Annotated in this window: 14 protein-coding genes; 6 read left to right on the top strand and 8 right to left on the bottom strand. The window is 62.6% G+C overall.

Translation table 11 applies throughout. From position 1 onward, the window contains the following. Positions 1 to 18: 18 nt before the first annotated feature. Entirely contained in the window at positions 19 to 453 is a 435-nt protein-coding gene (locus IB249_RS08080) for a GFA family protein (protein WP_192303379.1), read from the top strand. A 74-nt stretch (positions 454 to 527) separates the two neighbouring features. Here IB249_RS08080 and IB249_RS08075 read toward each other — a convergent pair whose 3' ends face one another. The 7 genes from IB249_RS08075 to IB249_RS08045 all read right to left on the bottom strand — a co-directional run bounded on the left by IB249_RS08075 (position 528) and on the right by IB249_RS08045 (position 7,871). Beyond that, positions 528 to 1,436: an AraC family transcriptional regulator gene (locus IB249_RS08075; protein ID WP_192304830.1), complete on the bottom strand. Its 909-nt coding sequence runs from the start codon at positions 1,434 to 1,436 to the stop codon at positions 528 to 530. A 38-nt stretch (positions 1,437 to 1,474) separates the two neighbouring features. Further along, positions 1,475 to 2,308 (bottom strand): oxidoreductase, encoded by an 834-nt coding sequence (locus IB249_RS08070; protein ID WP_192303377.1) that lies wholly within the window; start codon positions 2,306 to 2,308, stop codon positions 1,475 to 1,477. A 372-nt stretch (positions 2,309 to 2,680) separates the two neighbouring features. After that, entirely contained in the window at positions 2,681 to 3,703 is a 1,023-nt protein-coding gene (locus IB249_RS08065; RefSeq protein ID WP_318653495.1) for an SMP-30/gluconolactonase/LRE family protein, read from the bottom strand. Positions 3,704 to 3,741: 38 nt separating this feature from the next. Further along, complete coding sequence (locus tag IB249_RS08060; protein ID WP_192303375.1) at positions 3,742 to 5,130, bottom strand: tripartite tricarboxylate transporter permease; 1,389 nt, start codon at positions 5,128 to 5,130, stop codon at positions 3,742 to 3,744. After that, entirely contained in the window at positions 5,127 to 5,603 is a 477-nt protein-coding gene (locus IB249_RS08055) for a hypothetical protein (protein WP_192303373.1), read from the bottom strand. The genes IB249_RS08060 and IB249_RS08055 overlap by 4 nt, the downstream gene beginning before the upstream one ends. Before the next feature lie 64 nt (positions 5,604 to 5,667). Further along, positions 5,668 to 6,585, bottom strand: a complete 918-nt coding sequence (locus IB249_RS08050) for a hydroxymethylglutaryl-CoA lyase (protein WP_192303371.1) — start codon at positions 6,583 to 6,585, stop codon at positions 5,668 to 5,670. Next, positions 6,585 to 7,871 (bottom strand): hydroxymethylglutaryl-CoA reductase, degradative, encoded by a 1,287-nt coding sequence (locus IB249_RS08045; RefSeq protein ID WP_192303369.1) that lies wholly within the window; start codon positions 7,869 to 7,871, stop codon positions 6,585 to 6,587. The genes IB249_RS08050 and IB249_RS08045 overlap by 1 nt, the downstream gene beginning before the upstream one ends. 133 nt (positions 7,872 to 8,004) lie before the next feature. On the opposite strand from IB249_RS08045, the gene IB249_RS08040 reads away from it, so the two are divergent. After that, positions 8,005 to 9,375 carry a PLP-dependent aminotransferase family protein gene (locus IB249_RS08040; protein ID WP_192303367.1) on the top strand — a complete coding sequence of 457 codons (1,371 nt, stop codon included), beginning with the start codon at positions 8,005 to 8,007 and terminating at the stop codon, positions 9,373 to 9,375. Between the two features lie 79 nt (positions 9,376 to 9,454). On the opposite strand, the gene IB249_RS08035 is transcribed toward IB249_RS08040, so the two are convergent. Then, complete coding sequence (locus IB249_RS08035) at positions 9,455 to 10,186, bottom strand: GntR family transcriptional regulator (RefSeq protein WP_318653494.1); 732 nt, start codon at positions 10,184 to 10,186, stop codon at positions 9,455 to 9,457. 138 nt (positions 10,187 to 10,324) lie between these two features. Here IB249_RS08035 and IB249_RS08030 point away from each other — a divergent pair, with 138 nt between their 5' ends. From IB249_RS08030 to IB249_RS08015, 4 genes are read left to right on the top strand one after another with little or no spacing between them, the layout of a single operon-like run. Then, positions 10,325 to 11,146, top strand: coding sequence for an ABC transporter ATP-binding protein (locus IB249_RS08030; protein WP_192303363.1), 822 nt, complete (start codon positions 10,325 to 10,327; stop codon positions 11,144 to 11,146). Between the two features lie 13 nt (positions 11,147 to 11,159). After that, on the top strand, positions 11,160 to 12,149 hold the full coding sequence (locus IB249_RS08025; protein ID WP_192303361.1) for an ABC transporter substrate-binding protein: 990 nt from the start codon (positions 11,160 to 11,162) through the stop codon (positions 12,147 to 12,149). Positions 12,150 to 12,156: 7 nt separating this feature from the next. Next, positions 12,157 to 12,906, top strand: a complete 750-nt coding sequence (locus IB249_RS08020) for an ABC transporter permease (RefSeq protein WP_192303359.1) — start codon at positions 12,157 to 12,159, stop codon at positions 12,904 to 12,906. A gap of 49 nt (positions 12,907 to 12,955) precedes the next feature. Further along, positions 12,956 to 15,325 carry a hypothetical protein gene (locus IB249_RS08015; RefSeq protein WP_192303357.1) on the top strand — a complete coding sequence of 790 codons (2,370 nt, stop codon included), beginning with the start codon at positions 12,956 to 12,958 and terminating at the stop codon, positions 15,323 to 15,325. Positions 15,326 to 15,493 lie beyond the last annotated feature (168 nt).

Below are 15,493 nucleotides of genomic sequence, written 5' to 3'. Positions count from 1 at the left end.
ATTATAAGGAGTCATACCATGCGCTTCACCGGTCAGTGTCGATGCGGGCAACTCAAGCTTGAGATCATCGCTCAAAGCCTCCCGTCGTTGTATGCCTGCCACTGCCTGAACTGCCAACGCTGGAGCGGCAGTGCGTTCGGCCTGCACATGCTGTGCGCGGCATCGGCCGTGCAGATAACGGGCACAGCCAGCACCCACGTGCATGAACACGCCGGGCAGGCCTCCACCCAGTACGCCTGCGGCGCGTGTTTTACCCGGCTGTTCAATGAAACCACAGCGGCACCGGGCATGCGGGTGGTGCGCGCAGGCGTACTGGACGGGGCCGATCAGTGGACACCCCGGGCGCATATCTGGGTCCGGCGCAAGCAGGCCTGGCTGGTGTTGCCGGAGGACGTTCCACAGTGGCAGGAAAGCCCCACGCCGGAAGATTTCGGCAGGGCGCTGTTGGGGTGAGCAAAGGGTTGGTTGGAGCTCGGGGGCACCGTCGGTGACTCACGGCAGATCCGACCCACCTGCCACGCACGCCACTAGTGCGAAGACACATACATCGAAGGCGTTGCCGGTGCCGGCAGCGCATAGGTGGCTCTCATCCATTCAATCTCGGCCTGTGGTGTTCGGCCAAAGAAGCGCTTGAACTCGCGACTGAATTGCGAGGCACTTTCGTAGCCGACGTTGAAGGCGGCGGCAGAGGCGGTCATGGACTGACGCAGCATCAACAAGCGCGCCTGATGCAAGCGTGTCGATTTCAGGTATTGCATGGGTGAAGTGTCCGTCACGCTGCGAAAGTGCAGATGGAAGTTGGGCACGCTCATGCTCGCTTCCCGGGCCAGTTGCTCGACATCCAGGTGCTGCTGGTAGCCGCTGTGGATCTTGCGGATCGCCCGCGTCACCTTGCCGAAGTGCCCCTGGCGATTGAGCGCGGCGCGCATGGAGCCGCCTTGCTCGCCGATGAGGATGCGGTAATAGATTTCCCGCATCAGCGTCGGCCCCAGGATCTGCGCTTCGCCCGGTACGCTCATGGCCTCGAGAAAGCGCAGCGTCGAAGTGCGCAACGAGTGGTCCATGGGCGAGGCGAACATGCCTTTGGGCGGGGCATCGCTGGGGCCATGCACCTCATCCACTTGCAGCATCAACTCGCTGGCCATCTGGAAATCCAGGCGCATGTAGATCGCGAGCATCGGCTCGTCCTCGCTGGCGTCGGTTTCCATGGTGAAGGGCAGGGGGACGGACACCACCAGATAGTGCTGCGCGTCGTACACGTAGACGTCGTCGCCCAGGTAACCGCGCTTGCGCCCTTGGCAGAGGATGACGATCCCGGGGTCATACAGCACCGGCGTTCGGGTCAGTGGCTGGTTGGAGCGCAGAAAGCGCACGTCTTCCAGGGCACTGAGGTTGTAGCCCTCGACCGGCGCGAGCCTTTCCAGCAGGTGCACCATGCGTGTGCTGTTCGCGTCGGCCGGGTCCAGGTGGGCGCTCAATTGTCGGTGGAGCGAGTCAGTGCTTCCCATTGATCGATCTCGATGGCGGCGCGTTGCAGTTTGTCACGCACCAGGCCCAGTGCATCACTGCCCAGCAGCAAGTGCGCCGGTGGGTTGGGGCTGGCGATGATCTGCAGCATCGCTTGCGCCGCCTTTTGTGGATTGCCGGGTTGCTTGCCGCTTTTCTCCTCGCGCGCCTTGCGCACCGGATCGAAACTGGCGTCGTAGTCCGCAAGGCTTCTCGGCGTGCGCTGCATCGAACGACCGGCCCAGTCGGTGCGAAACGAACCCGGTGCCACGGCAGTGACAAAGATGTTGAAGGGTTGCAGTTCCTTGCTCAGCGTATCGGAGATGCCCTCTAGCGCAAACTTGCTGCCGCAGTAGTAGGCGATTCCCGGCATCGTGATGGTGCCACCCATGGACGTGATATTGAGGATACGGCCCTGGCGACGCTTGCGGAAGAAGGGCAGGAACGCCTTGATCACCGCGACCGCGCCGAACACGTTGACGTCGAACTGGCGACGCATGTCTTGCAGTGGCGACTCCTCGAGGATGCCTTCGTGGCCGTAGCCGGCATTGTTGATCAGCACGTCGACCGGGCCGTGGGTCGCTTCGACATCGGCTACAACGCCGTCGATCCGCTCGAAGTCGGTGACATCCAGGATCACGCCGTGGGCGTGATCCGGGGACAGCGCCTGGAAGGCCTGCAAGTCGGCTTCGCGGCGTACGGTGCCGATGACGCGGTGACCGGCCGCAAGCGCTTCACGGGCCAGCGCGTTGCCGAAGCCACTGCTGACTCCGGTAATGAAAAGGGTCTGGATACGGGGCATGGCGAGTTCCTGTCGGTAGGTGTGAGGCCATGGTAACGATCGGCCAACCGCTGCCCCATGCCGGTTCGTCTTTGAGGCTTGCCTATTCCTATCAGGTAAAATCGAAGGAGTTATTTCGCCCGGCTGTTGTCACTTGCAATACGAGCCAAGGTTCAGTGCCCCCAATGCACACCTTCGCAGTGCAACTCCCTTCACACAGAGAGGCAAGAACATGAACAGCATTATCTACATCGTCGGTCTGGTCGTGGTCATCGCAGTGGTCCTGTCCTTCCTGGGGCTGGCATAAGACGCACGGATCGAGTCGGCGAGGTCGACGCGATCCGCTCCTTCTCAGCTCTGCAGGGCGGGATTTGGGCGCGCGCAGGCACCGCACTATTGGTGTGAGTAAAGCTTCAGCGCCTTGGCAAAGCCCTGTGCGCGGAAGATCGCGCTGCCTTCGCCCAGATCCCCGTCGCTGGCCACCAGATACACCTCGTTGGTTCCCGGCTTGAGCGCCATGCTGGTCGACCGCAGGAAATGGCCGTTCTCCCGTCCGGGAATCAGTATCTGTCCGATCGGCTGGCCGTTGGGATTGAGTACCAGCACTCGTCCCTGACTGTACATGGCCACATAGAGATTGCCGTCTTCGTCGACGCGCATCGAGTCGGGGGAGGGGCCATTGAAGCGATAGACCACGGCCTCGCCAAACGGCGCGATCGTCTGCGCATCCTTCAGTTCGATGCGGTGCAGCAGGCCCGTTGCGAATTCGGTGACCCACAGGGTCTTGCCGTCGGGGGAAAGGGCAATGCCGTTGGCGATGGCCAGCTTGGGCAGGATCGGGACGATGGCCGTGCTGCCGGGCGCCACGTAGTAAACACCGCCAGTCGGCTCGGTTGAGGTGCCTTTGAAATCGGTGAAATAGAAACCTCCCGTGTTGTCGAAAACCAGATCATCCACCAGAAAATTCCTGGTGCCGGCGATGATCGCCTGCGGGTCTGAGCCGTCGGCGTTGTAGGTCGTCAGATTGCCCGTGTCCTTGAAATTTCCCAGGCCCGCGACAAACAGGCGTCCGTCCTTGTGGATGGCCAGGCCGGCGGAGCCCAGCGGGTTTTTTTCGACGACGACGCTGAGCTTTTTCTGAGTGTCGAGTTTCAGCACCTGACCACCGAACACCTCGACGAACAGCAGGTTGCCGTCGCGATCAAACGAAGGGCCCTCCAGTTGCAGGCCCTTGTCCGACACCTTGAACCACTGTTGCGCGGTGATGGTGGGCAGGTTCTGTTCCGGACCGGGAATGGCTTGCAACTGCCGGCCTTCCCGGGCGTAGGCGAGCGCAGGAATGGGGGCTTGTGCCTGGGCCAGGGTGGTTGCGGCACTCAGCACGAAGAGCATGGAAACGAGGATGTTGTTCTGCACAGTGATCACCTGCCTGTTGTTGTTATGTTTGCGGAGAATCAAGCGCCCATCAGCGCAATCAATGCCGGCACCGTGAGTACGGCGGTGTAATACCCCATGAACTGCACACCGATGTTGAAGCCCAGAAAACGTGACAGGAAACCACCCAGCAGGCCGACGGTGATGATCACCAGCAGGCCCTGCAAGCCGCCTTCCCAGATGCCGATCACCAGGATCAGGCCGACAAACGTGGCGATGACGGCTTCATGGCTGATCTTGCGCGTCACGTACGAGGCCGCCCGGTGTGCGTAGTTCATGGTGAAGGGGTAGGCCACCAGGATCGCGACCACCACCGCCAGCATGCCGTAGCCGAAAAACTCCCAAGTGCTGAGCAGCGAATGCAGGTTGTGGACTTGCCCGGTGGCGGAGTCGACGGTGAAGCGCGGCGGCGCGTTGAACAGCGGCGCTGCCGGGCCTGCAGCCACCGGGCTCAATGGCAGGCCGAAGGCAATCAGCGGGATCAGGGCTTCGGCGATGTAGGTCGATTCGGTCACACCGTTGCGGGCGGTGATCACCGTCGTCAAGCGATGGTAGACGTGCTTGACGCGAGCACCGACCACTTCGCCCATGATCACGGTCATGGCGACCGGACTGAAGACAAAGGTGGCGCTGGAAACCGCTGCGGTGGCTGCCGTCCACAGGCTTTGCTTGCGATCCAGGACCTTGAGCGGGTTGGGAAAGAAGCCTCCCCAGCTCTTTACGTCGGGTGACAGGGAGAAGCTGCGAACCTCCTGGCGTTGCATCTTTGCCCGCTCGGCCGGCGCCAGCATCGAAAACAGCGCTGCGATCAAGGGGCCGATGGCAATGCCGAGGAAGTAGCTGACGCTGAGCTTGACCCCGTACTGACCGGTGATGCTCTGCAGGCCGACGATGACCATCACGAACGGCACCAGGGCCAAGACGGCTGCCAGACGCCCCTTGGAGAACCAGGCGATGGCGATGGCGGCCGCGAGGAACACCCAGGGCGCCGCGTGTTTGATCATGTCGCCAAACGGCGCGAGCATCACGGCAAACAGGACGGCCATGGGCACCGCGATCAGCGCGGCGATCACCGCACCGGAAATCATCTTGCGCAGGGCAATGTGCGGCACACCGAGGTTGCGCAGGAAGTTGGCCTCGCGCATCAACGGGGTTGCCATGGTGTCGCCGGGGATGCCCAGCAGTGCGGTCGGCACCGCGTGGGTCATGTGCTTGGCGACGGCTCCGGCGAGGAAAAACGTCAGGACACCGGGCGCGGGCACCCCCAGCAACACCACCAGCAACGTCAGCGGGGCAAGGGTGGTGGTTTCGTCGCTGCCGGAAATCAGGCCGATCCCGGCGAAGATCACGGCGCCCAGGATTCCCATGCCCAGGGCGATCAGGATTTGATCCAACAGGACGGTCATCATGACTTGCCCCCATCGATCGCCACGGCGGGCCGCTCGGCTGCGCTTGCCATGTCGCTGGCCCTGGCAGGTGCCGCGAGGGTTTTTTCGTGTTCTGCGAACAGGTCGTAGAGGTCCATTTCGCGCAGTTCGGCCAGTGTTTCCGGTGGCAGGTCCGACAGCCGTCCAAGATCACCGAATTCGCTCTGCAGTTCCTTCAGCACTTCTGAACGCCAGGCGGGATCGGCCTGTTGTTCGACCACGTGGCGCTTGGGTTTGAACAACGCAGCACTGATGGCGCCGCCTGCCAGGCAGCCAACGATGCCCACCAGCATGGCGTAGGCACGGGCCATCTGTGGCGAGGCAACCCAATGGGACAGCAGTTCCTGGGCCGCGAAAAAGGCACTCAGGCTGACCGTTGCGCCAATCGCGATGGAGCAGATCAGGTGACGACCGTCTACGGTGTCACCCCAGACTTCGTACAGTTCGGGTTTCAACAGAGTTCTCCCACCGCCCTTACGGGCTTTTATTGTTATGAACGTGAAGAGGCAAGACGCTCGTTCAGCCTCCCGAACGACGTTTGGCGAGCACTGCGCGGGCGACGCTGGACGCCGTATCCCGGCCCAGCTGCGCGTCGATCCAGGTGCCGATGTCGATCAGTGCATCAAGGTTCACCCCATGCCGGACACCCATGCCGTCGAGCAGGTAGACCACATCTTCGGTGGCAACGTTGCCCGTTGCGCCCGGAGAATACGGGCATCCGCCCAATCCGGACACTGAGCTGTCGAACACGCGTACCCCGGCGTCCATCGCCGCACAGATGTTGGCGATGGCCATGCCGTAGGTGTCGTGGAAGTGACCCGCCAGTGCGCTGAGCGGGACCTCCTCGGCGCAGGCCTGGATCAAGGCCCGGGTGGCGGAGGGCGTGCCTGTGCCAAGGGTGTCGCCGAGGCTGATTTCATAGCAGCCCATGCCATACAGTGCAGCACTGACGGCGGCCACGTCGCGGACGTTGACCTGGCCGGTGAACGGGCAGCCCAGGACACAGGACACATAGCCGCGCACCCTCACGCCGGCCTCACGGGCCCGTACCATGACCTCCTGAAAACGGCTGAGGCTCTGGGCGATCGAGCAGTTGATGTTCTTCTGCGAAAACGCTTCGGAGGCGGCGGCGAACACCGCGATTTCGCGGCACCCGGCATCGAGGGCCGCCTGCAGGCCTTGAACGTTGGGCACCAGCGCCGTCCAGGTGACATCGGGGCGGGCAGGCAGAGCCTTGAACACCTCGTCGGTGCCAGCCATCTGCGGCACCCAGCGAGGTGAAACAAACGCACCGGCCTCCAGCGTCTGCAGGCCAGCGTCTGCCAGTCGGGTCAGTAGTTGTGCGCGGATCGCTGGCGCCAGGGTGCGTTGTTCGTTCTGCAAACCATCCCGGGCGCCGACCTCCACCAGCCGGACGCTGTCCTCAGGCCGGGTCATCACAACGCCCGCTTTTGCTTCAGCAGCTGGGCGGCATGATCGGAGCGCACGTCCCTGGCTTCAACCATCTGCTTGACCAGCCAGTTCACTTCGTCGCCCCGCGCACCCGCCGACAGCGCGATGTTGCGGGCGTGCAGCGCCATGTGTCCGCGCTGGATGCCTTCAGTGGACAAGGCGCGCAACGCACCGAGGTTCTGCGCCAGGCCGACGGCCACGGCGATTTCGGCGAGCTCCTGCGCGGTCTTCACCCCCAGTATGCGCAACGACAATTGGGCAAGCGGGTGGGTTTTCGTGGCACCACCTACCAAGCCGACCGGCATGGGCATTTCCAGGGTGCCGACCAGGTGGCCTTGAGCGTCCTTTTCCCAGGTGGTCAGGGAGCCGTAATGCCCATTGCGACAGGCGTACGCATGCGCTCCGGCTTCCACTGCGCGCCAGTCGTTGCCGGTAGCGACGATCAACGGATCGATGCCGTTCATGATGCCCTTGTTGTGGGTCGCGGCGCGGTAGGGGTCGACGACGGCAAAATTGTAGGCATCGAGGATGCCCTCGATCACGTCTTCGCCCGTGTACTCGGGGGTGGTCAGCAGCTCGGGCGCAATGCGCACCTGGGCACGGGCCAGGCGCAGGTCGGCAAGGTTGGACAGGATTCGCAGGCGAACCTTGCCACCGGTGATTTCCTCCATCAGCGGCGCCACGGCTTCGGCCATGGTATTGACCGTATTGGCGCCCATGGCATCGCGGACGTCGACGATCAGGTGCGCGACCAGCATCGGTCCCCGTGGGCTTTGGGCGAAGGTGTGGACTTCGATATCCCGGCAACCGCCGCCCAGTTTGTTGAGCAGCTGGTCCTTGCGGTTGGCCAGCTCGATGATTTCCTCCTTGCGGCGCATCAGGCTTAGGCGCGCGTTATAAGGGTCGGCAATATCGACGATCTGCACCTGGGCGCGCATCAGCGGCAGGCTGCTGGACGTCATGAAACCGCCGGCATCGCGGGCCAGTTTTGCCATGAAGGAGGCGGCGGCGACCACTGAAGGTTCCTCGACCACCAGCGGCACGATCACGTCGCGGCCATTGATCTGGAAATTGCTCGCCACGGCATAGGGCAATTCGAATTTACCGATGACGTTCTCGATCATGCCATCGGCAATGTCCAGCGGCAGGGCGCCGGCATCTTTCAGCAGGTTGACGTCCTCGCCGGGGAGCTGGAGCAACTGCTGCAAGTGTTCAAGGCGTTGGGCAGGGGACAGGCTGCGGAAGTTCGGGAGGCGCGAATCGATACTCATGGGTGATCCTGTGACGTTTATTGTTCTCGAATAGCGTCACCCTAATGCGCTCTGTGCCTGCAAAGAAGGTACAGTTTGGACAGACAGTACCCAAGCTGTACCCTTGTCTTCAAATCACTCGGGACGATGAGCCATGGTGCGCCTGACGCTGGCCCAGCAACTGACGGCCACACTGGTCGAGCAGATCGATAACGGTACCTACCGCGAAGGCGACCGCTTGCCTTCGTTGCGCGAATGCATGCGCTTGCTGGGGCATTCGAAAAATACCGTGATCAATGCGTACGAAGCGCTGGCGTCCCAGGGGCTGGTCGAGGCGCGGCATGGCCAGGGTTTCTTCGTCAAGCGAGGCGCCTGCAACCAGCCCGAGCCGGAAGAGCCACCCCCCTATGCGCGGGCGATGGACACGATCTGGTTGATGCGTCAGCAGTTCGTTCGCGAGCCGGGGCACTCGCCGCTGGGCGAAGGGTTTCCGCCCGTGGACTGGCTGATGGACATGCGCCTGGACAAATTCACCCGCCAGATCATGCGCACCGGTGTCACAACGCTGTTTCGCTATGGCAATCGTCTGGGCAATGCCGGCTTGCGGCAACACCTGGCGCAGAAGCTGGCGAGCTATTCGATCACCGTCAGTCCGCGCCAGATTGTCACCACCCATGGGGCCAACCACGCGCTCGACCTGATCATCCGCCGCTTCATCGGCTTCGGCGATTGCGTACTGGTGGAAGACCCGGGCTATTACCCGCTCTTTGGCAAGTTGCAGTTGCAGGGCGCGCGAATGCTCGCCGTCCCGAGACTGCCGGATGGCCCCGACATCGAGGTGCTGGAGCGCTTGCTGCGCGAACACAAGCCCAAACTGTTTTTCATCCAGTCGGTGGGGCATAACCCGACCGGCTCTGACATTTCTCCGGGCAAGGCACATCGCCTGGTTCAACTGGCCGAAGCGCATCAGTTCATCCTGGTGGATGACGACGCGCTGGGCGATTTCAAATCGGCATCGGCCATCAAGGTGTCCGCGCTGGACCAGTTGAAGCGCTCACTCTACGTCGGCAGTTTTTCCAAGTCGGTCTCGGCAGCGCTCAGGGTGGGCTTCATCGCCGGAAGCAAGGACGTCATCGACGAATTGGGCGATGTGAAGATGCTGCTGCACACCAGCACCTCGGAGTTCTGCGAGCGCACCGTCGATGTGATTCTTGGCGAGGGGCATTTCCTGCGCCATCTCGTACGGTTGCAGGAGCGGCTGCGCAGCGCGACCGTTACAGGTTTGCAAGTGCTGGACGAGATAGGCGCAGAGGTGTTCTCTCGACCGGAGCAGAGCCTGTATCTGTGGGCGAAGTTCACGCACATCGATGATGCCAGGGAACTGACCCGCCAGTTGCTGCCCAAGGGATTCATGATTGCCCCCGGGCACATCTTCTCCCCCGAGCAGTCGCGCATCAGTCCGTGGACGCGGCTGAATGTGGCTTATCTGAATGATCCGTTGTTGAAAGCGGTGTTGAAAGGTTGATGGCCTGGAGTGCCAGGGCGTTGCGTTGTCCATCGTCGACGAAATCGTGCCGATTGGTTTGAGCGCCGTACAGCGAGACTTAAACTCTGGAGCGAGTCGTGAACACCCCACTCAACACGAATGCATAGCGCTCGGGCCTGATGAAAAAGGTGGAGCGGTCACAGCAGGTGCCATCGGCGAACCAGGACGTGCGCTCCATCACCAGCAACGCAGTGCCGCGCTTTACGCCGAGGTGACCGGCCAGTGCCTTGTCAGCCTCGCGCGCCCGAATGGCAATGTCGGCCCTGGCCACCGGGCGGCCGGTGACCTGCTCCAGCACGGAATACAGGGGGACCTCGGCCATCGCTGTCCAGTCGATGTCCTTGAGCGCCTCGATCAGGTGGCTGACGGCGAATGCGATGGGTTCGTCGTCGACGAAGTGAAGGCGCTCGACGCTGACACAATGGCCCGCGAACAGTTTTTCAAGCTCATCGGGCACAGGCTCGAGGCGATGGCCGAGCAGGCGCATGCCGGGGTTGAGGCCCTGCAGCTTCAGTGAATCATGAAAACTGCGCAGCGCGTCCAGGTCATGCCGCACTTGCTGGGCCGCGACGTAGGTGCCCTTGCCCTGTTTGCGCTCGACCACGCCATCATCGCCCAGCTTGCCCAGTGCCAGGCGGATCGTCACCCGACTGACTGCAAAGCGCTCCACCAACTCTGCTTCCGACGGCAGTTTGCCGGTGGGGCCGAAGGCGCCTTGCTGGATCTCTTGCAGCAACTGCCGGGCGATCTGTTCATAGAGGGAGGTCGAGCTTTCACGATGAAGGGCCACGAGTTGCGCATCCATTTGAGCGAAGCGCAGGTCAGGGGCCTTTGCTTCTAAGGTTATAAACATTCAATCTTGGTGCTACTTGTATTAATACGTATTATTGCAGGCAATCCTATTGTAGATGACCTGACGCGACTTGCCATGCCCAATATTTATCCCTCCGCCTCCGATGCCTCCGATGCCCTCAGCGTGCAGGCCGTGGACTTCACCTACGGGAACGGGCATAGCGTGTTTCGCAACCTGAGCCTGAGCGCCCGGCAGGGCGAGTTCGTGGCATTGCTGGGACCATCGGGGTGCGGCAAGACCACGCTGCTCAATCTCTTGTCAGGCTTTCAGCGACCCCAGGCAGGGCAGGTCCTGATCAATGGTGCGCCGACCCGTCCAGAGCTGCCCGAGTTGGGTTATGTGTTCCAGAGCCCGCAATTGTTTCCCTGGTTGAGCGCATTGGAAAACGTCCGTTTCGGGCTGCGCATTGCCGGTCGATATGACGAGCGTGAGCAGCGTGAACAGGCTCTGCGCTATCTGCGCCTGGTGGGGCTGGAGGCCGCTGCCGGGCGTCTGCCACGGCAGCTTTCCGGCGGGATGCAACAACGGGTTTCCCTGGCCCGGGCGCTGGCCCTCGAGCCTGATGTGCTGCTGATGGACGAGCCGTTCGCCGCGCTCGACGCCATCAGCCGCGCGAGCATGAATGAGGAAACGCTGCGGCTCTGGGCCGAACTGGGCCAGACCGTCCTGTTCATCACCCACGACATCGACGAGGCGGTGTTCCTCGCCGACCGCGTGGTGGTGCTGAACATCGCGCCCGGCGGGATTCACAGCGAGCTGGCCATCGACTTGCCGCGCCCGCGCAGCAACCTGCAGACCCGTCGCCTGCCGGCGTTTCTCGATTACCGCAATGAATTGATGGGACGGATTGCCGAGGTCATGGCGCAATCACCCTTCCTGCTAGAACCCACCTCCTGACAACGAGCCTGACATGATCAAGAAACTCTTCGTGCCTGTCGCCCTGGCGGCAAGCTGCTGGCTGAGCGCAGCCAGCGCAACTGAACCGCTGCGTATCGGCTACGTGTTCGCCATGGCCAACGCGCCCGTGCTGATCGCTGAAAAGCTGGGTTACTACAAGGACGAAGGGCTGGCGGTTGACGTCAAGGCCCTCGGCGATGGTCCGGTGATCCAGCAGGCACTGGCCGCTCACGAGCTGGACGTGGCCTATGTCGGCACGCCCCCGGTTTACCAGTGGTACGCCCGTGGCCTGAAAAGCGTGATTCTGGCCAAGGTCAACTATGGCCAGGCGGCGGTGGTCGCCGGCAGCCAGACCAACATCCAGCAGCTGGGCGACCTCAAGGGGCACAAGCTGGCCGGGGTGAAAAAGGGCAGTGGCATGGATGTGTTGTTGCGTGGCTACGTGCTCAAGGAGCGTGCCGGCCTCGATCCGGACAAGGATCTGGACATCATTGACCTGCCGCCCGGCAACATGAATGCCGCACTGGACCGTGGCATCGTCGACGCCGCTTTCTCCTGGGAACCCTTTGTCAGTCAGGCGCTGTTGCGTGGCTCGGCCCGCTTGCTGCTGGACGTCAACCAGGCGCTCCCGCAGTACCCCTGGTACGTGGTGATTGGCCTGCCGGAAACTCTGCGCGATCGTCCCGACGATGTCGTCAAGCTGTTGCGCGCCCATCGCCGGGCGATCGACTTTCTCAACCGGCAACCAGAGCAGGCCAACCGGATCATCGCCGAAGCCTTCAAACTGGAAACCATTCAGCGTCCGGACGGCAGTCAGGCCAGTGGCGAGCAGATCGTCGCCGAAGCGCGCAAACGCCTGGGCTGGTCCGCCGAGCTCGAGCCGCGGGACTTGCAGTTCATCCAGCGCCTGATGGATTACTCCCACTCGCTGAAATTCATGGACACCCAGGTCCCGCTCAACGACCTGGTCGACACGTCGTACCTGCAGAAATCCGCGCATTGAGTGCCCCATGAAATTGCTGACACCCAACTGGGGCTGGGCCTCGCTGCCATTTCTGCTGCTGGTCTGGATCGCCATGGCCAGCCGCTTTCCAAGCTACGTACTGCCGCAACCCTGGGTGGTCGCCGCCGAAGCCTTGCGCTGGTTGGATGACGGCTCGCTATGGAAGCAGTTCCGGGCCAGCGCGCTGGAAGAGCTGGCCGGTTTTACCAGCGCGGTGCTGGTGGCCGTGGTGCTCGGCACGGCTGCCGGTATGTCGCGGCGCTTTCGTGACTTCATTGCACCGCTGAACAGTTTGTTCATGGCCATCCCGCCAATCGCCTGGGCACCGCTGATCCTGATCATCTTCGGTTTCGGATTTCTCTCGATCGTGCTGGTGATTTTCATCGCGGCGGTGTTTCCCATGGCGGTAACCATTCAGGAGGGGGTGCTGGGCATTCGCGATGGCGAAGTGCGGGCCGCCCGTACCCTGGGCGCCAATCGCCGGCAACTGCTCTGTTACGTCTACCTGCCCGCGTCCTTGCCGTTTCTCACCGCGGCCTTGCGCATCGGTTTCAGCCAGGGCTGGCGGGCGCTGGTGGCCGCCGAAATGATCGGCGCCTCACAAGGCATCGGCTGGATGGTGTCCATGGGCGGACAAATCGGCAATGCCAGCCAGGTGCTTCTCGGCATCGCCATTATCGGCTTGCTCGCCTGGCTCATGGAAAGCCTGGTGTTCCGTCGCATCGAGCGTCACTACCAATCCTGGCGTGCGTCATGAGCAACCCCCAACTCCCCGATTTCCACATTGCTCCGCAAGAGGTAGCACCGTGACACAGACCTTCGACCCCAAGGATGCCGGCCACTACATCGCTCCGACCGGCTTGTACGAACGCAACAAGGCGCGCCCGTTCCTGGGCAGTATCCGCTGCGACCGACAGCAACTGGTGGCCGGGCAGTGGGATGAACTGACCTTTGTCTACGAAGTGGGGGCCAGCGGCCTGGCCGATGGCGCCTGGCTCAAACTGGCCTTTAAATTCTACTCGGACTGGGCACTGTTCCAGACCAGCGACCCGAGCGCAGCCAACTACGTCAGTGCCGAGTATCAGGCCGGCGAATTGGTCCCTGGCCAGAGCCCGGCGACCGTTCAGTACCTGAAAGTGCGCTTCGATCAGAAGGGCCATGAGCGGCCGTTCCAGAAGGCCATCCTGATCGATATCGTCGACGGCTACATCAACCCCGGCGACCGCATCATCATTCGCCTTGGCGACCGACGCCAGGGCGGTCCTGGCACGCGGGTTCAGAGCTTCGTCGAAAAGGACTTCCGCCTGCGCCTGTTCGTCGACCCGCTGGGTAGCTCGAAATTCGCCGAAGTGCCGGGTGACCTGCTGCTCGATATCGTGCCCGGCCCACCGGAGCGTCTGCTGGTGATCGCGCCGCGACTGGTCGGCCTGGGGCAGCCGTTCGATGTGCTGGTCCGTGCCGACGATGCATGGGGCAACACTTGCCGCCAGCTCGAACTGCACGGCGAACTCCTGCTGGACGGCCCTCAGGGTGTGAGCCAGCGTCAGCCCTATGCCCTGGCGCGCGACGGTTGGGCGGTGGTGCGCCTGCCGGCGGTGAGCCTGGCCGAAAGCGGCGAGTGGGCGATCCGCGCTTTGGCCGGCAGCGCCGGAGTGCAGGAAGGAAAGACCTATGTCAACGTCGACGAGGCCCTGACAGGGCTGCGCCCGCTGTATGCCGACCTGCATGTGCATTCGGATGACACCGTCGGCACCAACGACACCCTTTACAACCTCGGTTATGGCCGTGACGTCGCCGGCCTGGACGTGCTGGGTTACACGGCAAACGACTTCAACATCACCGAGCAACGTTGGGATGCGGCCGTGGCGTTGATTCATGAACTCAACGAGCCCGGGCGTTTCGTCTGCTACCCCGGCACGGAGTGGTGCGGTAACTCCTGTGCCGGCGGTGATCGCAACGTGGTGTTTCTCCACGAAGGCAAACCGGAGTTTCCGTTCGACAGCCAGGGCCGCCTGGTGCGTTCCTTCGAGTGGAATGAGTTTACTGCCGGCACCATCAAGCCCGGCGCCTGGCCGGTCGACGAGCTTTACGCGGCTTATGCGAAGAACCCGGAAGGCCATTTGATGATGCCCCATGTGGGCGGTCGTCGTTGCAACCTCGATTGGCACCATCCCGAGCTTGAGCGCCTGGTGGAAGTGGGCTCGGCCTGGGGGCAGTTTCATTGGGTGTATGCCGAGGCGCTGCAACGCGGTTACCGGGTTGGCGCCGCGGCCAACAGCGACGAGCATCAGGGTCGGTGCGGCGGAGGGGTACCGGCGACCGCGGTGTTCGGTTCACGCGGTGGCCTGACCGGTGTGATCGCCGAGCGCTTCGACCGTGCCGCGGTGGGGCAAGCGCTGCGTGCTCGGCATACCTTCGCTACCACCGGGGAGCGCACCTACGGCTTGCTGCGGTTGGGCGAGCAGGTGATGGGCGACGTCGTGAACGCGCAAGCCAGCGATCAGCTCGACTACCGTTTGTTGGGCGATTCGGGTTGGGAGCAGATTGATTTGTTTCGCGGCGAGCACTGCATCTGGTCGCGCAATCTGCATCGGGAAGCAGGCCTGTCGTCGCGTCATATTCGTCTGCGCCTGGGGGGCGCCCGGATCAAGGACCGTTATCGTGGCGCCTACTGGAGCGGTGAAATCAGCATCTCCGGCGCGGTCATCAATGGCTTCCACTTCCTGGGGGCGGACCATCCGGAACAGACCGTCTGGCGCAAGAACGCGACGACCCTGGCATTTCGCACCGACACCAACGGCGACATCGACAGCCTGGAAATCGAGCTGTCGCAATTGGCGGGCGCGCATATCCATGTGTCCAGCCGCGTCGATAGCTACATCAAGGTGGGTGACCCGCTGATACCGCAACCTCACATCCACGCACCGGTGGTGAACCTGGAGGTCACCGGCGCTCAGTTGCTGGCACAGCATGAGGTGGTCGAACAGTTGTCCGGCGCAGAGTTGCAGGTTTCCCTCGAACAAGTGACCGCCCAGGCATTGCCCCGAGAAGTACGAGGCCGCATCGAACTGGCCAGCCTGGGGCTGGAGCACGGCCGTGAGCATCCTTTGTTCATCTGTGCCCGGCAGCGGGATCAGTCCCGGCTGTGGACATCTGCTCTGTTCGTCACGCTGTGATCATGAGCGCTTCGTCCTGGCAGGAAACTGTCCGGACGACGGCATGCCAGGTCTTGCAGTCCGTCAGCGGCGCCAACCTGGCACGTGGTTGACCGGGGAATCGGGATTGGGGTCTGATAGGTTCAAGCGGGGAGAGGACAGGTCGTCGAGGGGCGGGGAGTGTGCCCG

This window comes from Pseudomonas sp. PDM04, from assembly GCF_014851765.1.
Lineage (GTDB): Bacteria > Pseudomonadota > Gammaproteobacteria > Pseudomonadales > Pseudomonadaceae > Aquipseudomonas.
This window is presented reverse-complemented; position numbering and strand designations above follow the sequence as displayed.